The sequence below is a fragment of the Halomonas sp. HMF6819 genome (genome assembly GCF_044335525.1).
Taxonomy (GTDB): domain Bacteria; phylum Pseudomonadota; class Gammaproteobacteria; order Pseudomonadales; family Halomonadaceae; genus Vreelandella.
The window spans coordinates 191,036-210,563 of record NZ_JBIQVY010000004.1 but is presented as its reverse complement, the minus strand read 5'-3'; the positions used below and the strand labels follow the sequence as shown (position 1 = coordinate 210,563).

18 protein-coding genes and 1 tRNA gene are annotated in these 19,528 nt (G+C 64.1%); 11 read left to right on the top strand and 8 right to left on the bottom strand.

The window, feature by feature from the left end:
* The 4 genes from proB to rplU all read right to left on the bottom strand — a co-directional run bounded on the left by proB (nt 1) and on the right by rplU (nt 3,180).
* Nucleotides 1-1,140 (bottom strand): glutamate 5-kinase, encoded by a 1,140-nt coding sequence (gene proB / locus ACGLWX_RS13270; RefSeq protein WP_396240305.1) that lies wholly within the window; start codon nt 1,138-1,140, stop codon nt 1-3.
* Between the two features lie 121 nt (nt 1,141-1,261).
* Nucleotides 1,262-2,452: an Obg family GTPase CgtA gene (gene cgtA, locus ACGLWX_RS13265; protein WP_396240303.1), complete on the bottom strand. Its 1,191-nt coding sequence runs from the start codon at nt 2,450-2,452 to the stop codon at nt 1,262-1,264.
* Between the two features lie 124 nt (nt 2,453-2,576).
* On the bottom strand, nt 2,577-2,834 hold the full coding sequence (gene rpmA, locus ACGLWX_RS13260; RefSeq protein WP_252105959.1) for a 50S ribosomal protein L27: 258 nt from the start codon (nt 2,832-2,834) through the stop codon (nt 2,577-2,579).
* Nucleotides 2,835-2,868: 34 nt separating this feature from the next.
* Entirely contained in the window at nt 2,869-3,180 is a 312-nt protein-coding gene (gene rplU, locus ACGLWX_RS13255; protein WP_252105958.1) for a 50S ribosomal protein L21, read from the bottom strand.
* Nucleotides 3,181-3,503: 323 nt separating this feature from the next.
* Between rplU and ispB the strand changes: the two genes are divergently transcribed.
* The 3 genes from ispB (at nt 3,504) to ACGLWX_RS13240 (ending at nt 5,945) form a co-directional block, all read left to right on the top strand.
* Nucleotides 3,504-4,505 carry an octaprenyl diphosphate synthase gene (gene ispB, locus ACGLWX_RS13250; RefSeq protein WP_252105957.1) on the top strand — a complete coding sequence of 334 codons (1,002 nt, stop codon included), beginning with the start codon at nt 3,504-3,506 and terminating at the stop codon, nt 4,503-4,505.
* A gap of 87 nt (nt 4,506-4,592) precedes the next feature.
* Nucleotides 4,593-4,669 (top strand) — tRNA-Pro (locus ACGLWX_RS13245).
* 145 nt (nt 4,670-4,814) lie between these two features.
* Nucleotides 4,815-5,945 carry an endonuclease/exonuclease/phosphatase family protein gene (locus ACGLWX_RS13240; RefSeq protein ID WP_396240301.1) on the top strand — a complete coding sequence of 377 codons (1,131 nt, stop codon included), beginning with the start codon at nt 4,815-4,817 and terminating at the stop codon, nt 5,943-5,945.
* Nucleotides 5,946-6,018: 73 nt separating this feature from the next.
* Here ACGLWX_RS13240 and ACGLWX_RS13235 read toward each other — a convergent pair whose 3' ends face one another.
* On the bottom strand, nt 6,019-6,681 hold the full coding sequence (locus tag ACGLWX_RS13235) for a GntR family transcriptional regulator (RefSeq protein ID WP_396240299.1): 663 nt from the start codon (nt 6,679-6,681) through the stop codon (nt 6,019-6,021).
* 166 nt (nt 6,682-6,847) lie between these two features.
* On the opposite strand from ACGLWX_RS13235, the gene ACGLWX_RS13230 reads away from it, so the two are divergent.
* The 4 genes from ACGLWX_RS13230 (at nt 6,848) to madM (ending at nt 11,106) form a co-directional block, all read left to right on the top strand.
* Entirely contained in the window at nt 6,848-8,191 is a 1,344-nt protein-coding gene (locus ACGLWX_RS13230; RefSeq protein WP_396240639.1) for a malonyl-CoA decarboxylase, read from the top strand.
* Nucleotides 8,192-8,232: 41 nt separating this feature from the next.
* On the top strand, nt 8,233-9,774 hold the full coding sequence (locus ACGLWX_RS13225; RefSeq protein ID WP_396240297.1) for a malonyl-CoA synthase: 1,542 nt from the start codon (nt 8,233-8,235) through the stop codon (nt 9,772-9,774).
* 93 nt (nt 9,775-9,867) lie between these two features.
* The gene (madL, locus tag ACGLWX_RS13220) at nt 9,868-10,332 is read left to right on the top strand and encodes a malonate transporter subunit MadL (protein WP_396240295.1); all 465 of its coding nucleotides are present in this window, start codon (nt 9,868-9,870) and stop codon (nt 10,330-10,332) included.
* Between the two features lie 12 nt (nt 10,333-10,344).
* A complete protein-coding gene (gene madM, locus ACGLWX_RS13215; protein ID WP_396240293.1) occupies nt 10,345-11,106 on the top strand; it encodes a malonate transporter subunit MadM in 762 nt (253 codons plus the stop codon).
* Between the two features lie 81 nt (nt 11,107-11,187).
* Here the strand turns inward: madM and ACGLWX_RS13210 are convergent, their stop codons facing one another.
* Together ACGLWX_RS13210 and ACGLWX_RS13205 are read right to left on the bottom strand one after the other, a co-directional pair.
* Nucleotides 11,188-12,387 carry a Bcr/CflA family efflux MFS transporter gene (locus tag ACGLWX_RS13210; protein WP_396240291.1) on the bottom strand — a complete coding sequence of 400 codons (1,200 nt, stop codon included), beginning with the start codon at nt 12,385-12,387 and terminating at the stop codon, nt 11,188-11,190.
* Nucleotides 12,388-12,479: 92 nt separating this feature from the next.
* Nucleotides 12,480-13,376, bottom strand: a complete 897-nt coding sequence (locus tag ACGLWX_RS13205) for a LysR family transcriptional regulator ArgP (protein ID WP_396240289.1) — start codon at nt 13,374-13,376, stop codon at nt 12,480-12,482.
* Nucleotides 13,377-13,503: 127 nt separating this feature from the next.
* Between ACGLWX_RS13205 and ACGLWX_RS13200 the strand changes: the two genes are divergently transcribed.
* Nucleotides 13,504-14,109 carry a LysE/ArgO family amino acid transporter gene (locus ACGLWX_RS13200; RefSeq protein ID WP_396240287.1) on the top strand — a complete coding sequence of 202 codons (606 nt, stop codon included), beginning with the start codon at nt 13,504-13,506 and terminating at the stop codon, nt 14,107-14,109.
* 84 nt (nt 14,110-14,193) lie between these two features.
* Entirely contained in the window at nt 14,194-15,396 is a 1,203-nt protein-coding gene (locus tag ACGLWX_RS13195; RefSeq protein WP_396240637.1) for an MFS transporter, read from the top strand.
* A gap of 8 nt (nt 15,397-15,404) precedes the next feature.
* Here ACGLWX_RS13195 and ACGLWX_RS13190 read toward each other — a convergent pair whose 3' ends face one another.
* Nucleotides 15,405-16,460, bottom strand: a complete 1,056-nt coding sequence (locus ACGLWX_RS13190; protein ID WP_396240285.1) for a glycosyltransferase family 4 protein — start codon at nt 16,458-16,460, stop codon at nt 15,405-15,407.
* Nucleotides 16,461-16,497: 37 nt separating this feature from the next.
* On the opposite strand from ACGLWX_RS13190, the gene ACGLWX_RS13185 reads away from it, so the two are divergent.
* Both ACGLWX_RS13185 and ACGLWX_RS13180 read left to right on the top strand, forming a co-directional pair.
* Entirely contained in the window at nt 16,498-18,609 is a 2,112-nt protein-coding gene (locus ACGLWX_RS13185) for an HAD-IIB family hydrolase (RefSeq protein WP_396240283.1), read from the top strand.
* Entirely contained in the window at nt 18,606-19,526 is a 921-nt protein-coding gene (locus ACGLWX_RS13180) for a glycosyltransferase family 2 protein (protein WP_396240281.1), read from the top strand. The genes ACGLWX_RS13185 and ACGLWX_RS13180 overlap by 4 nt, the downstream gene beginning before the upstream one ends.
* The last annotated feature ends 2 nt before the right edge of the window (nt 19,527-19,528 follow it).

The following is a 19,528-nucleotide window of genomic DNA, read 5'->3' as shown; positions in this document are numbered from 1 at the left end:
CTAAACGATGACCAGGTTATCGCGGTGAATCAGCTCATGCGCCTCGACGAAGCCGAGGATCGCCTCGATCTGGTGGCTCGGCTTGCCGGCCAGCCGGCGCGCTTCGTCGGCGCCGTAGTTGATCAGGCCCTTGGCGACGCGCTCGCCCTGCTCGTCCACGCAGAGCACCATATCGCCGCGCTTGAAGCTGCCCTGCACCTGGCGCACGCCTACCGGCAGAAGGCTCGAGCCCTTCTCGCGCAGCACGTTCACCGCGCCGGCATCGAGGGTGAGCGTGCCACGCACCTGGAGCTGGCCGGCGAGCCAGCGCTTGCGCGCCGCCATCGGTGCCTGGTCGGGTTTGAGCAGCGTGCCCAGCGCTTCGCCGGCCATGATGCGCGTGATCACCTCAGGCTGGCGGCCGCTGGCGATGATCGTCAGCGCCCCAGAGCGCGCGGCGAGCTTGGCAGCGCGTACCTTGGTGCTCATGCCGCCCCGCCCAAGCGCCCCGCCGCTGCCCGCCACGGCGGCAAGCTTCGGATCGTCGGCCCGGCCTTCGCTGATCAGGGTGGCACCAGGGTCGTGGCGCGGATCCGCGTCGAACAGCCCCTCCTGGTCGGTGAGCAGCACCAGCGCGTCGGCTTCCAGCAGGTTTGTCACTAAAGCGCCCAAGGTGTCGTTGTCGCCAAAGCGGATCTCGTCGGTGACCACGGTGTCGTTTTCGTTGACCACCGGCACCACGCGCATCTCCACCAGCGTGCGCAGCGCCGACAGCGCATTGAGATAGCGCTTGCGATCGGAGAGATCGTCGTGGGTCAGCAGAATCTGGGCGGTGAGCATGGCGTGGCGGGCGAAGTGCTGCTCGTAGCACTGGGTCAGGCCGTTCTGGCCCACGGCGGCGGCGGCCTGGAGTTCGTGTACCGCGCTCGGCCGGGCCTGCCAGCCAAGGCGCACCATGCCCGCCGCCACCGCGCCGGAAGAGACCAGCACGACCTCGATGCCGCGAGCGTGGAGCGCGGCGATCTGATCGACCCAAGCGCCGATGGCCACGTCATCGAGGCCCCGCCCGTCGTCGGTGATCAGAGCGCTGCCGATTTTCACCACCACGCGGCGCGCGCCCGTCAGTACCTCCCGGCCCGGCCACTGCTCACGATGTTCCATGCCGCCTCTCTCCTGCCCGCCACTTTATAAGCTCAATAATCTCAATGCCGATAACGCGTTCAACGCCGATGCCAACACCGCGGGCTGCTCCGAGCCCGCGGGCGCTATTCGCTTTTCCGGTTCAGGGCGCGTACTCGACGTCGACATCGTAATCATCGTCGTCGAAGTCGTCGTCATCGTCGGCGTCGCGCTTCTTGCGGTTATGGGTCAGGCGCGCCTCGGTGCGTGCGACGGACTCTTCCTCCATGCGCCGGCGCATCTCCTGCTCGCGCTCGAAGGCTTCTTCGTCCTCGTTCTCCAGACGCTGCTGGTCAGTGAGCCAGCGGTGCGCCGCCTGCACCAGCTTCTCGGTGCCTTCACTCGAAATCGCCGAGATCTGAAACACCGGGCCGTCCCAGTCGAGCGCCTCGATCACGGCCTGGGCGCGCGCTTCGCGCTCCTCTTCGGGCAGCAGATCGAACTTGTTGAGCACCAGCCAGCGCGGGCGCTCGGAGAGCGCCGGCGAAAACTCGCCAAGCTCGCGCACGATCGCCTTCGCCGCATCGACCGGGTCGGACTCATCAAACGGCGCGATATCCACGACGTGGAACAAGAGCCGGGTCCGGGTCAGGTGCTTCAAAAAGCGCAGCCCAAGTCCAGCGCCGTCGGAGGCGCCTTCGATCAGCCCGGGCACGTCCGCCATGACGAAGTGCTCGTGCATCCCGAGCTTCACCACGCCCAGGTTCGGCACCAGGGTGGTGAAGGGATAGTTCGCCACCTTCGGCTTGGCCGCCGACACCGAACGGATCAGCGTGGATTTACCCGCGTTGGGCATGCCGAGCAGACCTACGTCCGCCATCACCTTCATTTCCAGGCGCAGGTTGCGCCGGTCGCCTTCGGTGCCCGGGGTGGTGCGCCGCGGCGCGCGGTTGGTCGAGGATTTGAAGTGGATATTACCCAGCCCCCGGCGCCCGCCTTCGGCGACCAGCACGACTTCGCCGATCTCGGTGACGTCGGCGATCACCTCGAGGGTGTCCTCGTCGATCACCGTGGTGCCGACCGGCACCTTGACGTGCAGATCTTCACCGGCCTTGCCGCTCATCTGGCGGCCCATGCCGCCCTGGCCGTTTTCGGCCTTGTAAAAGCGCTGATACTTGAAGTCGATCAAGGTGTTCAGGGCATCGTCACCGATCAGGTAGACGCTACCGCCGTGGCCGCCGTCGCCGCCGTCGGGGCCGCCCTTGGGCACGTATTTTTCGCGGCGAAAGCTCAGACAGCCGTTGCCGCCCTTGCCTGCCTCGACAATGATCGAGGCCTCATCGACGAACTGCATTGAATTCTCCCGGCCGCTTTCGCCGCCCTTTTCTCCCCCGCCCGCAGGCCTGGGGGTTAACAGACAAAAAAGCCCCGCCAATGCGGGGCTTTTCTTTCGTTCACTCGTCCAAGCGGCTAAGCGCTTACTCGGAAACGATGCTCACGAATTTACGGTTGTGCGGGCCCTTGGTCTGGAACTGCACTTTGCCGTCGTTCAGAGCGAACAGCGTGTGGTCACGACCGATGCCAACGCCGGTGCCGGCGTGAAAGCGGGTGCCGCGCTGGCGAACGATGATGTTACCCGCGGTTGCCGCTTGGCCACCGAAGAGTTTTACACCAAGGCGTTTGGATTCGGAATCGCGACCGTTACGCGTGGAGCCGGCTGCCTTTTTATGTGCCATCGAAATAGCCTCCTAATTAGGGGAATAAACCGTGTTAAACGGAGATTCCGGTAATTTTGACTTCAGTGAACCACTGACGGTGGCCCTGACGCTTCATGCTGTGTTTACGGCGACGGAACTTGATGATGTTCACTTTTTCGCCACGGCCGTGGGAAACGATTTCAGCGGAGACTTTCGCGCCGCTGATCATCGGTGCACCGATGTTGAAATCGTCGCCGTCTGCAACCATCAGCACTTCTTCGAAATCGATGGATTCGCCGGTGGCGACTTCGATTTTCTCGAGTTTGAGGGTCTGGCCTTCCTGAACGCGGTACTGCTTGCCACCGCTTTTGATAATTGCGTACATGTCGCTCTCCGGACTCGTCGTTGAAGCTGGCACCTTTAAGCCAGCGCTCATCACCTACGCGCTTTCGCGTCGTGCTCTTAAGACCTGCGGCGAGTGGCGCCCCTTTCGGCAGCCATCTGACAGGGAGCATGATGAGTGGGTCGCGGATTATAGCGATGATCTAGCTTTACCACAAGCCCCCGGGGGCGTGTCAATTGGCACGGTGCGGCTGGCCAGCGGCTCGCCAGCGGCTTCGCCTTGACGCCTTACAGGCGGCCCCATAGCATAATCCCCACTCAGGGCGGTAATAGCCGCTTTTCACCTGCCGCGATGACCCTAATTTCATGACTAACGTCTCTCCCCAAACGCCTGTCAGCCCCACGCCTTCACCGCTGCACGCCGTGGTGGCGGGCGATTTCGAGGCCGTTAACCGAACCATTGTCGAGCAGCTCAACTCCAACGTCCCACTGGTCGAAACCATCGGCCAGTACATCATCGAAAGCGGCGGCAAGCGCATGCGCCCATTACTGGTGCTGCTGGCCGCCCGCGCGCTGGGCTATGAAGGCGACAAGCACGTAACGCTCGCCACCCTGATCGAGTTCATGCACACCTCGACCCTGCTGCACGACGATGTGGTCGACGACTCGCACCTGCGCCGCGGCAAGAAAACCGCCAACGACGCCTGGGGCAACGCGCCGTCGGTATTGGTGGGAGACTTTCTCTACTCGCGCTCGTTTCAGATGATGGTCAGCGTCGGCTCAATGCGCATCATGGCGATCCTGTCGAGCGCAACCTGCATCATTGCCGAAGGCGAAGTATTGCAGCTCACCAACATCGGCAATCCGAGCCTGTCCGAGGAGGCCTACTTCGAAACCATCCAGGGCAAGACCGCGATGCTGTTCGAGGCGGCCTCCCACAGCGGTGCGGTGCTCGCCGAGGCCACCCCGGAGCAGGAGCGCGCGCTCCAGCACTACGGCCGCTACCTGGGGCTCGCCTTCCAGTTGATCGACGACCTGCTCGACTACCAAGGCGATGCCGATGAAATGGGTAAAAACGTCGGCGACGACCTGGCCGAAGGCAAGCCGACGCTGCCGCTGATCAACGCCATGGAGCGCGGCACGCCCGAGGAGGCCAAGCTGATTCGTCAGGCGATCCGCAAGGGGGGGCTCGAGCAGCTCGACGACGTGCTGGCGATCGTGCACCGCACCGGCGCGCTCGAGTACACTCGTGAACGCGCGGTGGAAATGGTCGAGCGCGCGCTCGCCGAGCTCGAAAAACTGCCCGAAAGCGCGTACCGCGACAGCATGGCCAAGCTCGCCCGCATGGCGATCGAGCGCCAGTCCTGATTCGCGCCGGCCAGTAAGGACTATTTTTGAATTACCTCTTGAAAAACCCGGGGCGCAGGCGTAAGATTCATCCCCGTTATTGAGCGCCGGAATATAGCTCAGCTTGGTAGAGCGCTGCCTTCGGGAGGCAGAGGTCGTAGGTTCGAATCCTGCTATTCCGACCAGAAATTGTTAAAAAAATGGCCACATAGCTTTAAAAGCATGTGGCCATTTTTTTGCCTGCCTGTCACGCGACTGACTTTCAAATACTGTACGATTACTCTTCGCTGGGGACACCCCATACGCCGCCACGCCCTGTTCGAGCACGCGATGTTATTAAAACTTCTTCTCTGGACCGTTCGCTTACTGACCCTTGCCCTGATAGTGGTCAGTCTGCTTCCCGAAATTCCAAGCGGCCACTGGGCTATCCGGCTGTGGGAGTTTCCCCGGCTGCAGTTGAGTTTGGTCATCGCGGTCACGCTTTTGCTGTTGACGCTGCACGCCTGGATCGGCCGAGCGCGAAAAGAGCACGCGCTACTGCTGGTGGCGCTGCTGGCAACGGGGGCGTGGCAGGGCTCCCATATTCTGCCCTTTACGCCGGTGTGGCCTGATGAGGTGGCCGAGGCCGATGCGCAAACGCTGGCGAATCAATCCACGCTCAAAATCATGACCGCCAACCTCGACTTCACCAATGACCGTTACGCCGAGGCGGTGGAGGTGATAAAGCGCGAGGACCCGGACGTCGTGCTGCTCATCGAAGTCGATAGCGGCTGGGAGGCGGGCCTGGCGCCGCTGGATGAGCTTTACGCGTACCGAGAAGGAGACGTGCGCGGGGAGGGGCTCGGCATCGTAGTCTGGTCGCGCATCCCGCTGCAGGACGCCCGGGTCGAGCATTTGGTGTCCGAGCGCCGTGCGTCGATCTTTGCCACGCTTGCGGTGCCGGGCATCGGGCCCGTGCGCTACGCGGGCATTCACCCGGTGCCGCCGGGGCTCAAAGAGCGCACCCCCAACGACGGCGGTGACACTGAGCGCCGGGACAGTCGGGAGCGCGATGCCGAGCTGATGCTGGTGGCCGAACGCGTGGCCGAGGACGCGGACAACCGCTGGATCGTCACCGGAGACTTCAACGATGCCGCCTGGTCCAATACGACGAAGCTGTTCAAGAGCCTGAGTGAACTCGAGGATCCGCGCCGGGGAAGAGGGCTTTTGAGCACGTACCACACCGAGTACCCGCTGTGGCGCTACCCGATCGATCACATGTTCGTCTCCGACGGCTTTGAACTCGTCGAGCTCGATCGCGTCACCATCGAAGGGTCGGATCACTTCGCCATCACGACGACATTAACCGCCGCCGCCAAGGATCAGGCACCGCCAGATGCCCCACAAGAGGCTCAAGAGGACGCCGACGAGCTGATCGAGGAAGGCGCCGACGATGCCAGCGAGCAGGGCGTGAGCAGCTAAGAAGCAGCGCTCACCGACAAGGGCCACCCGGCATCAAGGCGGGTGGCCCTTTTTGATGGGCGGCGTTTGGCTATCAACCATCTTCCAGCGCGTGCATCGACGCCACCAGATCGTTGAAGCGCTCGCCCTGCACCATAACGTGCTCGCGCAGGAGCTGCTCGGTGCGCTCGCCATCCCCGGCCTCGATGGCGGCGACGATCGCTTCGTGCTCGGCCAGCGAGCTTTCGACGCGCATTCGTACCTGAAGCTGCAGCCGCCGGTAAGGCTGCAGCAGCGCGTGCAAGCGAGCGGCTTCCTGGGCGAGGAAGTGGTTATGGCTCGCCGCGTAAATGCAGTGGTGAAAGACGCTGTTGTCGTAGTAGTAGCCGTTGGCGTCGTGCTCATCGGCGCGGGCGCGGCACGCCTTGAGCGCTTCGCTCAGGGCGGCGCGTTCTTCGTCGGTGATGCGCCGGGCGGCCAGGCGCCCGCAAAGCCCCTCCAGCTCCGCCATTACCTCGAAGCGCTCGACCAGATCGGAAATGCCCAACCGCGTCACGAAGGTGCCGCGCTTGGGCACTACCTGCACCATGCCGGACATCGCAAGCTGCTGGATCGCCTCGCGGATTGGCGTGCGCGAGCACGCGTACTCCAGCGCCAACGCGTCCGGGTCGAGCCGCTCACCCGGAGTAAAGCGCCCGGCGATGATCGCGTCCTCGAGAAGGTCACGCAGCCGCTGCGCCTGGGATACCTTCGCCATAAGTCTACCCCCCGCTTCCTTGACTCATAAATTCTTTACCTATATTTGTTATATACAACATGACGCGCTGTTTAATACTTACCACGCTAAGAGACAATGATAAAGCGTTGGCATCGTCACCGGCAGACTGCCCACCCGACAAACTCAAAGGCTGATGCGCATGAACATGAATATGACGTTTCTTCAGGGGCTGCTAACCAATATCAGCTCGCGTACCCGGCAGCTCAGTAGCGCTCTGGGCACCGACAAGGACAGTGAAAATCACTTCACTGCCCTGAAAGCGGCCTGCAAGGGTCTAATGGGTCGCACCGGTGAAGCCTCGCAAATTCTGATGGCCCAGCAGGCGCTGGCCCACTATCGCGCGCTCGACGAAGAGGAGAAGCTGGCATTTTTCCAGCTTCTGGCCAACGACTACGCCGCCGAGCCCGCCGATATTCATACGGCTTACGCGGTGTACCGCGAGCGCGAAGATAACGCCTCGCTCGAGAAGCTGTTCAACGCCTGCGAACCCCGCCGCCAAACGCTGTTGCGCCGCTTGAATCTGTGCCCCGGTGGCACATTCGATCTGGTCAACATGCGCGCGGATCTGCTCAAGTTCCTGCGCCAATCGCCGGAACTCTCGGCACTCGATAGCGACTTCGCGCACCTGTTCAACTCCTGGTTCAACCGCGGCTTTTTGATGCTCGAAAGCATCGACTGGAATACCCCGGCGGCGGTGCTGGAGAAGATCATCCGCTACGAAGCGGTGCACGAAATAGGCGATTGGCACGACCTGCGCCGCCGGCTCGACCCGGACGATCGCCGCTGCTACGCCTTTTTCCACCCGGCCACCGGCGATGAGCCGCTGATCTTCGTGGAAGTGGCACTTTGCGACGGCATTCCCGGCAACGTCCAGCGCATTCTCGAGCACGGCGAGGAGCTACCGCTGGAAGACGCCGACACCGCGGTGTTCTACAGCATCAGCAACTGCCAGGCTGGCCTCAAGGGCGTGTCCTTCGGCAACTTCCTGATCAAGCAGGTGGTTCAGGAGCTGAGCCGCGAGCTTCCGCAGATCAAGAACTTCGTCACCCTCTCGCCGGTGCCGGGTTTCGCCGACTGGCTCGACGAGGCGCGCAAGGAAGCGGCGCTGTCCGAGGAGCTCACCGCCTACCTCGACACGCACGAAAGCGAGGAGCTCTCCTCCGCCGCCCACAAGGAGTTCATGCGTCTGGCCTCGCACTACCTGGTCGACGTGAAGCACAAAAGCGGCCAGCCGCTGAACCCGGTGGCGCGCTTTCACCTGGGCAATGGCGCAAGCCTGCATCGGCTGAACTGGCGGGCGGATACGTCATCAAAAGGCCTCAAGCAGGCCCACGGTTTGATGGTGAACTACCTCTACCAGCTCAACCGTATCGAACAGAACCACGAGGCGTACAGCGTCAACCACACGGTGGTGTGCGCCAGCGACATTCGCCGTCAGGCCAATCAGGCGAGCCAGTATTTCGAAACGAAAACACCGGCCAAGGCGTAACGCCCCCGATCACGGCTGACGACAAAAACATGGAGTCTTTTATGAATCACAATCTTTATCTGCACTTTTACCCGCACTTCGAGCGCGCCCCGGACAAGGTGCTGATGGACACGCTCGACGGCCAGCGCTACCACTACAAGGACGTTCTGAGCCTGAGCCGGCGCTTGGCGAGCGTGCTGTTGGAGCTCGGCGTCGAGCCCGGCGACCGGGTCGCCGTTCAGGTCGACAAGAGCCCGGAAATCGTCATGCTCTATCTCGCCTGCCTGCAGGTCGGCGCGGTCTATCTGCCGCTCAACGTGGCCTACACCGACAGCGAGATCGACTACTTTTTGGGTGACGCCGAGCCGCGCCTGTTCGTCTGCCGCCCCGAGGTGTTGGAAAACGCCCGCGAGATCGCCGAAAAAGCCGGCGTGGCCCGCGTCGAGAGCTTGGGTACCAAAGCCGACGGCACGCTGATGGACCAGGCCGCCAATGCGGGAGAAACCACCACGGTCAGCGAAGTCGGCGCCGATGATCTGGCGGCGATTCTCTACACCTCCGGCACCACCGGGCGCTCCAAGGGCGCGATGCTGAGCCACCAGAACCTGGCTTCCAACAGTCAGGCGCTGACGAAGGCCTGGCACTACAGCGAAAACGATCACCTGATCCACGCGCTGCCGATTTTTCACACCCACGGGCTGTTCGTGGCCTGCAACGTGACGCTGATCAACGGCGCCTCAATGACGTTTTTGCCCAAGCTCGATGTCGACGAACTGCTCGATTTGATGCCGGACTCGACGGTCCTGATGGGCGTACCGACCTTCTACACGCGCCTACTGGCGAGCCCGCGTTTGAATCGCGACGTGGTCGCCAACATGCGCCTGTTCATCTCGGGCTCGGCGCCGCTTTTGGCCGAAACCCATGAGGATTTCAGCGCGCGCACCGGCCACGCCATTCTCGAGCGCTACGGCATGACCGAAACCAACATGAACACCTCCAACCCGTACGACGGCGAGCGCCGTCCGGGCACGGTGGGTATGCCGCTGCCCGGCGTCACCGTGCGCATCACCGACCGCGAAACCGGCGCCGAGCTTGCCCAGGGCGAGACCGGTCTGGTCGAACTGACCGGGCCCAACGTGTTCCAGGGCTACTGGCGCATGCCGGAGAAGACCAAGGCAGAGTTTCGTGAAGACGGCTACTTCATCACCGGCGATCTGGGCCTGATCGACGACAAGGGCTATCTCAACATCGTCGGCCGCGACAAGGATCTGGTGATCTCCGGCGGCTACAACGTCTACCCCAAGGAGATCGAACAGATCATCGACGATATGGAAGGCGTCGAGGAGTCCGCCGTGATCGGCGTGCACCATGCGGATCTGGGCGAAGGCGTGGTGGCCGTGGTGGTACCGAAATCACCCGACGCGGTGAGCGAGGAGCAGGTGCTCGAGGCGCTCAAGGGCGAGCTCGCCCGCTACAAGCAGCCCAAGCGGGTCTTCTTCGCGGAGGCACTCCCGCGCAACGTAATGGGCAAGGTTCAGAAAAACCAGCTGCGGGACGCCCATGCCGATACCTTCAGCGCCGGACGCACCGCCACCAGCGCCTGATTCCATTCATCCCTAACTAAATCCATCGACGGGGCGTCCACCACCTACTCAACGCGCCCCTCAAACAACAACGACAATTAAAAGGACATCGCCATGGTCATTTACGGAGTCGCCTTGCTTGCCGGCTGCATGCTGTTCGGCCTGTGGGCGGGTGACGTGCTGGGCATGCTGCTCGGCGTGGAATCCAACGTGGGCGGCGTGGGTATCGCCATGCTGCTGCTGATCTTTCTGGGCGGCTATCTGATCGACAAGAAGAAGATGCCTCCCAGCACCGAAAGCGGCATCACCTTCTGGAACGGGATGTACATTCCCATCGTGGTCGCGATGGCGGCCAGCCAAAACGTGGCCGCGGCCATCGACGGCGGCCTGATTGCCTTGCTGGCAGCCCTTGTGGCGGTGGGTGCAAGCTTTGCGCTGGTCCCGGCGCTGACGCGTCTGGGCCAGCCAAAACCGAGCCCCGAGGCCCCGGTCGACGAGACGCCGGTCAATCAGGTCGCCTCGCGCGCCACTGACGACGCGCGCTCGAAAACCACCTCGCGCCCCCACCACGCCCGCTAGGGAGTTGCCCTCATGCTCGATTCACTACTCACGCAGCTCGAAAAGCAGCACCTGATCGCCGCCTTTGCCCTGGTAGGCGCGGCCATGTACGTGTCGTACCTGGTGAGCGACAAGCTGACCAAAGGCCGGGTTCACGGCTCCGCCATCGCGATCATGGTGGGCCTGGCGCTCGCCTACGTCGGCGGCGTTTACACCGGCGGCAGCAAGGGCCTGGCGGATATCAGCCTGTTCGCCGGTCTTGGCCTGATGGGCGGCGGCATGCTGCGCGATCTGGCGATCATCGCCACCGCCTACGGCGTGCGCTTTCAGGAGATTCGCCAGGCCGGCATTAGCGGCATTCTGGCGCTCTTTCTCGGCGTGATCGTGTCGTTCATCGCCGGGGTGGCCATCGCCTACGCCTTTGGCTACCGCGACCCGGCCAACCTGACCACCATCGGCGCCGGCACGGTGACCTACATCGTCGGCCCGATCGCCGGAGCTTCCATTGGCGCTTCGTCGGAAGTCATCGCGCTCTCCATCGCCGCGGGCCTGTTCAAGTCGATTCTGGTGATGGTGCTCACGCCGATCGCCGCGCGCCATATCGGCCTTGATAACCCGCGCTCGGCGATGATCTTTGGCGGGCTGATGGGCACTACCAGCGGCGTGGCCGCGGGCCTGGCCGCCACCGACCCGAAACTGGTGCCCTATGGGGCGATGACCGCGACCTTCTACACCGGCCTTGGCGCCCTGCTCGCCCCGTCGCTACTCTACTTCTGCGTACGCGCGCTGTTCTGATCCAGCCGGTATCGGCTGTAAAGCAAAGCGCCGTGGCGATCGCCACGGCGCTTTTTTTATTGCGTTAATCGTGCCGATCACTCAACCCGCTTCGACCGCCGCGCGCCCCTTGATCAGCGAGCGGGCGAGCATCGCGTAGGCCACCGCGCCGCAGCCGGCCATGGCGAGCACTACCGCCCCCAGTGTGTGGGGCAACACCGTCGACAGCCCGCTCAAAATACCGGCGATGCCGAACTGGGCCGCGCCCAAAAGCGCGGCGGCGGTGCCGCCGCTGGTGGGGAAAAACTCCAGATAGCAGGCCTGAATGTTCGGCGAGATCGCGCCTACGGCGCCGATGGTCAGCATCATCGCCGGCACGAAGGCGTAAATCGGCGCACCCAGAAACGTCACCACCAGCAGCGCCACCATGCCCACCGCCTGGCAGGTGGTGGCCAGCTGCAGAATGCGCAGCGATGGCAGGCGCGACAAGAGCACCCGGTTGAGCACGTTGAACACGAACATGGCGACGATATTGGCACCGAACAGCAGCGAGAACGTCGAGGCATCGAGCTCGAAATAGCCCTGATAGATGTAGGAGGCGTAGGTGATGAACATCATCATCACCGAGAACGAGCCGGCCTGCCAGGCGATGAACGGCAGCGCAGGTTTAGTCGACAGCACCAGCTTGTAGCGCGTCAGCAGGCTCATTTCGGCGCCTTTCATTCGCGACACCTTGCCGGTGCCGGTGAACAGCACCTTGATCAACAGCGGCACCAGCGCCACCGCATAGAGCGCAAGGGCGAAAAAGATGTAGTGCCAGGAGCCGAGCGCCAGGATCGCGCTGCCCACGCTCGGCGCGATGCCCGGCGCCAGCACGATGATGAAGCCCATCATCGAAAAAAGCTTGGCGGCGTCGCGCCCGGCCACCCGGTCGCGCACCAGCGCCGGCACCGAGACCAGCGTCCAGCCGGCACCAAAAGCCTGCACGGCCCGCCCGCCCAGCAGCACGTCGAGCGATTCAGCGGTGCCGATGACCACGCTCGCCACGGCAAAGATCGCCAGCCCGCTCATCAGCACCCGCTGACGCCCGAAGCGATCCGACAGCGCCCCGCCGATCAGTTGACCTACCGCCATCATGAACACGTACACCGAAACGCTTAGCGACACCGCCTGCTGGGAGACGCCGAGCGACTCGCCGATCGCCGGAAACGCCGGCAGGTAGGTATCCATGGAAAACGGGGCCAGCATGATCGTCATGGCCAGGCTCAGTACCACGATAAAGGGCGTTTTGGAGGGGGTCATGGGCACTCGCAGTCAAAGGATCGGTCAGCGTTCAAACGCTTATGATAAGACCCGCGGCCCGGCTCGGCCAGTCAACGCCTGGACCAACCCCGTCACGCGCCCGCCGGCGCCACCAGCCAGCCGCCCGCACGCTGGCGAAGATGGCGCGTCAGATCACCAAGAAGCTCACCGCCCTGGCGCCAGTAGTGCCAGTAAAGCGCTACGTCGACCGGGTGCGCGGCGGCAAGCTCCAAAAGCGTGCCCTGCTCGAGTTCGGCCTCGACCTGAAGGCGCGGCACGAGCCCCCAGCCAAGCCCGCTTTCGAGCAGTTTCACGAAGCCCTCCGCCGAAGGGCACAGATGATGGATGAGCGGGTCGCGAGCGCCCAACTGCTGAGCGAAGCGGTGCTGCAGGCGGTCGTCTGTGCCGAACACGATGGCGGGGGCTTGGCTTAGCCGCTTGCCGTCGAAACCATCGGCGAAGTGGCGCTCGATAAACGAGGGTGCTGCCACGCCGCAGTAGCGCATCGCCCCGAGGGCGATACTTTTCGCGCCGGCGACCGGGCGCTCGGCGGCGCACACGCAGCCCGCCACCTCGCCATCACGCATGCGCTTGAGGCCCACGTCCTGGTCCTCAATGATCAGCTCCATCAGCACCTCGCGGCGGATGAAGAAGTCGCCGGCCGCCGCGGCCCACCAGGTCGCCAAGCTATCGGCGTTGAGCGCGATGCGAAGCCGCTGGGGCGCGCCGTCATGAACGGCGGGTACGCGGGTCTGCAGGTCGCGCTCGAGCAGGCGCACCTGCTGCACGTGGTTGAGAAGCCGCCGGCCCGTTGCCGTCGGCATCGGCGGCGTTACGCGCATCAATACCGGTTGGCCCAGGCGCGCCTCCATCAGCTTGATGCGCTGTGACACTGCCGACTGGGTCAGCCCAAGTGCCCGGGCGCCGCGCTCGAAGCCGCCCTGCTCCACCACCGCGGCGAGCGCGGCCAACAGCTTGTAGTCGAGCAATCAGTTCTCCTAATGCGTCATTACCATTATGCGTTTTATTTATACCCGAAGTCGCCGCACACTGCTTTCACCTTTCTCTCGCCTGAACATGGCGCGGTAACTTCAATAGCCTACGAGGATAGTCATCATGGGGCAGAGCTATGCCAACGGCGTATTGATCGGGCTGGGGCTGATCGTGGCCATCGGCTCGCAAAACGCGTTCGTGCTGTCGCAAAGCCTGCGCCGCGAACATCACCTGAGCGTGGCGCTGGTATGCATCCTGTGCGATGCACTGTTGATCGCGGCGGGGGTGTTCGGCCTGAGCGCGCTGCTGTCCCAAAGCCCGCTGCTGTTGACGATCGCGCGCTGGGGCGGGGCGGCGTTTTTGCTCGGCTACGCTCTGCTTGCGCTCAAACGCGCCGCCGGTAAGGACGCGCTGCGACTCGAGCGCGGCGCCCGGCGCTCCCAGGCTCAGGTGCTGGCGATGACGCTTGCGATCACGCTGCTCAACCCACACGTCTATCTCGATACCGTCGTGCTGCTGGGCTCGCTCGGCGCGCAGCAGAGCGCGCCCGGCGCCTTTGCGCTGGGGGCGATGTGCGCCTCGACGCTCTGGTTCGCCGCGCTGGCGCTGGCGGGCGCCAAACTCGCGCCCTGGCTCAGCCGTCCCTTCGTGTGGCAGCTGATCGATGTAGGGGTCGCGCTGATGATGATCACGGTCGCCCTTCAGTTAATTCTCGGGGCGAGGTTTTGAACGATGCGAGTTTTTGAAAGGTGCTGCGTTTTAGAAGAGCCACGCTGTAAAAATAGCCTGCTAACAGATGTGCTACTCTAGTCGATCGCTATCGATCGAAACCGGAGAGCCATCATTCACCACGCGACACATACCAAGGCGGTACTACTGTTCGCCAGCACCATGACCGTGATGTCCGGCGCGATCATCTCGCCGGCGCTGCCCGGCATCGGCCGCTTCTACGCCGACGCCCCCCAGGTACTGATCCAGCTGATTTTGACGCTGCCGGCACTGATGATCACCCTGTTCAGCCCGCTGATGGGCTATCTGGCCGACCGCTTCGGGCGTAAGCCGCTGCTCATACTGATGCTCTCGATTTACGGGCTGGCCGGCGCCTCGGGCTTTTTGATCGATAGCGTGAATCTTCTGCTGGCATCTAGAGCGCTGATGGGCGTGGCGGTGGCGGGTATTTTGAGCATCAGCACGACGCTGGTGGGCGATTACTTCAGCGGCGCCGAGCGGGTGCGCTTTCTCGGGCTTCAAAGTAGCTCCATGGCGTTGGGCGGGGTGATCTTCATCAACCTGGGCGGGCTATTGTCGGACTGGAGCTGGCGAGGGCCGTTTCTGTTGTATCTCACCGGCGTGCTCTTGCTGCCCTACGCGCTGATGGTACTGCGCGAGCCGCACCGGACGACGAGCGACAGCGCCGCCTCTCAGGCGCCGGCGGTACGGCTGGATCTCTGGCGCACGGGGCTTGCCTACCTGATCGCCATGATCAGCATGATGATGTTCTACATGTTCCCCGCGCAGCTGCCGTTTCTGCTCACAAGCCAGGGCATCGACAGCGGCCTGGCCATCGGCGCGGCGCTCTCCATGGCGGCGCTGAGCGCGAGCCTGGTGAGCTTTTACTACGGCCGCGTGAAGATGTTTTTCTCGGTGATGACGATCTACGTGCTGGGCTTTTTCATCGCCGCGCTCGGGCTTTTCATCACCGGTATCGCCCAGGGCTACGCCATGGCGGTAGTCGGCGCGGCGGTGGCGGGGCTCGGCCTTGGCTTGTTCATGCCCAACACCACGACCTGGCTGATGCGCATTGCGCCGGAGCGGGTGCGCGCTCGCGTGTTCGGCGGGTTCACCTCGGCGTTCTTCTTTGGCCAGTTCATCTCGCCCATCGTGGTCTCCTGGGTGCTGCAGGGGCTCGAGTCGCTGCGCGACGTGTATATCGCGATGGGGCTTTTATGCCTGAGCCTGGCCCTCATTGTGGCGGTGCTGGGCAGAACGCTTTTGAAAGCCGACGCCTCTCTCTAGCTTCAGCGCTAGCGCGCCAGCAGCCGCTCATAAAGCGCGACGTAGTCGCGCGCCATGCGCTCGGCGGTGAAGCGCGCCAGAAAGCGCTCGCGGATGCGGGCGCGATCGAGCTCGACCAGCCGCGCCACTGCGGCCACCGCCTCATCGATTGTCTCCACGATAAAGCCGGTCACGCCGTGCTCGATGACCTCCTCCACACTGCCGTTGCGCCAGGCGATGACCGGGGTGCCGCAGGCCATCGCTTCGATCATCACCAGCCCAAAAGGCTCCGGCCAGTCGATGGGAAATAGTAGCGCCGCCGCGCCGCCCAAAAGCGCCTGCTTTTGCGTATCGTCGACCGTGCCCACGTGAACGATGGATTCATCGAGCTCGCCCGCCACGTGGGCGTCGAACCAGCCCGGGTTGCCCACGTCCACGCCGCCGGCAAGCTTCAAGGGGTAGCCGGTTTTGCGCGCCACCTCGATGGCGCGGTCCGGGCGTTTCTGGTCGGTCATGCGGCCGATGAACGCCAGATACCCGCCGTCGCCCGCCCCCAGCGTGAAGCGCCCGGCGTTCAAGCCGTGATGAACGACGCCGGCCAGGTTCGCCGCTGGAATAGCGCGCGCCTGCGCGTGGGAGATCGCCGCCACCGGCAGATCCGGAAAGCCCTCGAAGAACAGCTGCCGGTCGAGCTCGTCCACCCGCCAGTGCACGGTGGTCACGCTATGGGCGCGGCGGACACCCAAAAGCGCGGCGTGGGCAAACTCGCCGTGGCAGTGGATCACGTCGAACTCATCGAGATGCGCGCGCAGCGCTTCCAACACCCGCGCCTCGAGCGCGCCGGGCACCCCCGGCGGCACCTGGCCGTGCTCACGCTCGAGGGCGTAAAGACTCGGCGCAGTGGCCAGGTGGCGCGCCAGGGTTTGGCAGTCCGACGGGCCAATTAACGTGACATCGTAACCAAGGTTAAAGAGCGCCTCGGTCAAGTCCGCCACAATGCGTTCAGTCCCGCCGCTGCCCGGGGGCGGTGAGGGAAAGATCACTGGAGCGACCTGGGCAATGCGTATACGCTTTTCAATGGTCATGGCGCGGTGAGGCCTTGAGTGAAAGGGAATTCACGACATGCATATCGTACATATTGCCTTGCAGGGCTGCCTTCGCGGCCACGATGTCGAATACGGCATTACCGCGGACACCGGTGGCCACATTCGCTACCTGCTGGAACTGGTCGAAGCCTCGGCGCTGGATCCGGCCGTTACGCGACTAACGTTAGTCACCCGCGCCTTTACCTGCCAGTTTAGCGACATCGATTACGGCCCCGGCGCGGAGCAGGTCGGCCCCAACATCGAGCTGATTCGCCTGCCAAGTGAACGCCCCGACTATCTTTCCAAGGAGGCGCTCTGGCAGGAGCTGCCCTCCTTTACCGACGCCTTCGTTACCTGGCTCGATGCGCTGCCCCAAAAGCCCGCGATCCTTCACGCCCACTACGCCGACGCCGGCGAGGTCGCCGCCGAGGTGCAAACCCGCCGCGGCATCCCGTTTGTGTTCACCGCTCACTCGCTTGGGCGCAGCAAGCGAAAGTGCCTGGAGTACGAAGGCGAGACGCTTGACGATGAGACCCTGCAAGCGCTTTCGCGGCGTATCGCTTTTGAGGAGCGCGCGATTCGCGAGGCGACGCTGATTGTTGCAAGCTCTCGCGATGAGGCCGAAAACCAGTACGCCGACTACGACGGCTACGCGCCGGGCAACATCCGCGTGATCGCCCCGGGCAGCCACCTAGGCGATTTCGAAAGCGCCCGCTCGACCCCGGCGGTGGAGGCGATGCTCGCGCCCTTTCTGATCGACCCGAACAAGCCGGCGCTGATCGCCATCGCCCGGCCGGTCACGCGCAAGAATCTTGCCACCCTGGTGCGCGCCTTCGGCGACAACGCCGCGCTCAGGGAAAAGGCGAATTTGGTGATCGTCGCCGGCGTGCGCGATCATATCGACACCCTGGAGCCGGAGATCGCCGGCAACCTGCACGATCTGTTGACGCTGATCGACGATTTCGACCTGTACGGCCACGTCGCCTACCCCAAGCACCACGCCCCGGACGACATCAAGGCGCTCTACGCCTGGGCCCGCGAGCGCGGCGGCATTTTCGTCAACCCGGCGCTCAACGAGCCCTTCGGGCTTACCCTGCTGGAAGCCGCCGCCGCGGGACTTCCGCTGATCGCCACCGACAGCGGCGGGCCCAACGACATCATCGAGCAGTGCGGCAACGGCGTGCTGGTCAACCCGCGCCGGGCCGAGGATATCGGCCGCGAGGCGCTGGCGCTGTTCAACGACCCGGCGCGCTGGCGCCAAATGGCGGACAACGGCCGCCAGGCGGTCAAGGCCTTCGACTGGCAGCGCCACACCGAGCGCTACCACGACCTGTTGACGCGCCTGACCGCCCCAGCCGCGCGCCCGGCGCTCGACGCCATCGACGCGCTTTTGATCTGCGATATCGACAACACCCTGACCGGCTCGATCGCCGGCGTGAGCGCCTTCAACCGCTGGTTCGCAGGCCAGCCAACGCTCGGCTTTGGCGTTGCCACCGGGCGAAGCTTTCACAGCGCGCTCATGATTCTTGCCCAAGCGGGCATTCCCTACCCGCAGCTGATCATCTCCTCGGTGGGCACCGAGATCCACTACCTGGAAGCCAACGGCGTCACCTACCGGGAAGACACGACCTGGCGCGAGGCGATCGACTGCCACTGGCAGCGCAAGGCGCTGATCAAAGCACTCGAGGACGTCAAAGACCTCACGCCCCAGGGCCCGCTCGAGCAGCGCCGCCACAAGCTAAGCTTTTTAAGCGACGATAGCGCCGACATCGCCGACATCGCCCAGCGTCTGACCCAACATCTGCAGCAGCAAGGGCTTCGCTGCACCGTGATCCACAGCCACGGCCGCTACGTCGACATTCTGCCCGAGGCCGCCTCGAAAGGGCGGGCGGTCGCCCACGTGCGCGCGCACCTGGGCGTCGACGAGGCGGCGCTTTATGTCGCCGGCGACTCCGGCAACGACCTGGACATGCTGCGCGCCTCCCCCTGTTCGATCCTGGTGGCCAACTACAGCGACGGCCTCGCCCAGGCGCCGGGCATGGGCCACGTTTACATCGCCCGCGCGCCCCACGCCCAGGGCGTGATCGAAGGCATAAAACACTTTCAAAGCCGCCCGCGGCTCAGGCCGCTCAGCGGTATCGCTTCATGAACGTTAGCCTCTTTATCACTCGCGTCATGAACACTCACGTTCTGAAAATCAGCGCCCTGACCCTGGTGCGCGGGCGCCGCGAGCACCTGATCAACCTGATGCTAAGCCTTGACGCCCAGACCCGCCCGCCGGACGAACTGGTCATCGCCTGGATGCAGCCAGAGGCGCACGCGTCCCTGCCCGACGTCGGCTTTCCCGTGCGCCACGTGTTCGTCGACGGCGAGGCGCTGTTGCTTGCCCGCGCCCGCAACGCCGCGGTCGAGGCGGCATCCCATGACGGCCTGGTGTTTCTCGACGTGGACTGTATCGCCTCGCCCACGCTCGTCGCGCGCTATCGCCAGGCGTTGGTGGAGCGCGCCGCGCTCTATATCGGCGAGGTGCACTATTTGGCCGCCGGCGCGGTAGTGCGCCGCCCAAACGGCGCGCTCGATTTTACGGCGCTTGCCGCCCGGGGCGAGCGCCACCCGGCGCGGCCAACGATCGACGAGCACGAGATACGCCCGGAGCCAGATCACGGCCATTTATGGGGGCTCTCGTTTGCACTGATGAAGGCGGATCACCTGCGCGCCGGCGGCATGGACGAAGGGTATGTGGGCTACGGCGGCGAGGAGACCGACTACGCCTGGCGGCTCGAAAGCGCCGGCGTGGCGCTTTACTGGGTGGGCGGGGCGATGGCCTGGCACCAGCACCACGCCGTATACGCGCCGCCCTGGCCGCACTTCGAGGCGATCATCGACAACGCCCGGCGCTTTCACGCCCGCTGGGGGCGCTGGTGCATGGAGTACTGGCTGAACCAGTTTCGTGAGGCCGGCGCGATTCGCTGGTCGCCCGGCGCTTCTGACATCGACGTGGTGCGCTACCCAAGCGTCGATGACATCGAGCGCGCGCGCCTGCCCGAGAGCGCGCGCTTTGGCTAGCG

Excerpts from the sequence above, each read along its gene's own strand:
- ACGLWX_RS13180 (WP_396240281.1), top strand. The coding sequence starts at position 18,606 with ATGAACGTTAGCCTCTTTATCACTCGCGTCATGAACACTCACGTTCTG.
- rplU (WP_252105958.1), bottom strand. The coding sequence starts at position 3,180 with ATGTACGCAATTATCAAAAGCGGTGGCAAGCAGTACCGCGTTCAGGAA.
- ACGLWX_RS13235 (WP_396240299.1), bottom strand. The coding sequence starts at position 6,681 with ATGGCGAAGGTATCCCAGGCGCAGCGGCTGCGTGACCTTCTCGAGGAC.
- ACGLWX_RS13230 (WP_396240639.1), top strand. The coding sequence starts at position 6,848 with ATGAATATGACGTTTCTTCAGGGGCTGCTAACCAATATCAGCTCGCGT.
- ACGLWX_RS13240 (WP_396240301.1), top strand. The coding sequence starts at position 4,815 with ATGTTATTAAAACTTCTTCTCTGGACCGTTCGCTTACTGACCCTTGCC.
- ACGLWX_RS13200 (WP_396240287.1), top strand. The coding sequence starts at position 13,504 with ATGGGGCAGAGCTATGCCAACGGCGTATTGATCGGGCTGGGGCTGATC.
- ispB (WP_252105957.1), top strand. The coding sequence starts at position 3,504 with ATGACTAACGTCTCTCCCCAAACGCCTGTCAGCCCCACGCCTTCACCG.
- ACGLWX_RS13225 (WP_396240297.1), top strand. The coding sequence starts at position 8,233 with ATGAATCACAATCTTTATCTGCACTTTTACCCGCACTTCGAGCGCGCC.
- cgtA (WP_396240303.1), bottom strand. The coding sequence starts at position 2,452 with ATGCAGTTCGTCGATGAGGCCTCGATCATTGTCGAGGCAGGCAAGGGC.
- proB (WP_396240305.1), bottom strand. The coding sequence starts at position 1,140 with ATGGAACATCGTGAGCAGTGGCCGGGCCGGGAGGTACTGACGGGCGCG.
- ACGLWX_RS13190 (WP_396240285.1), bottom strand. The coding sequence starts at position 16,460 with ATGACCATTGAAAAGCGTATACGCATTGCCCAGGTCGCTCCAGTGATC.
- madL (WP_396240295.1), top strand. The coding sequence starts at position 9,868 with ATGGTCATTTACGGAGTCGCCTTGCTTGCCGGCTGCATGCTGTTCGGC.
- madM (WP_396240293.1), top strand. The coding sequence starts at position 10,345 with ATGCTCGATTCACTACTCACGCAGCTCGAAAAGCAGCACCTGATCGCC.
- ACGLWX_RS13185 (WP_396240283.1), top strand. The coding sequence starts at position 16,498 with ATGCATATCGTACATATTGCCTTGCAGGGCTGCCTTCGCGGCCACGAT.
- ACGLWX_RS13210 (WP_396240291.1), bottom strand. The coding sequence starts at position 12,387 with ATGACCCCCTCCAAAACGCCCTTTATCGTGGTACTGAGCCTGGCCATG.
- rpmA (WP_252105959.1), bottom strand. The coding sequence starts at position 2,834 with ATGGCACATAAAAAGGCAGCCGGCTCCACGCGTAACGGTCGCGATTCC.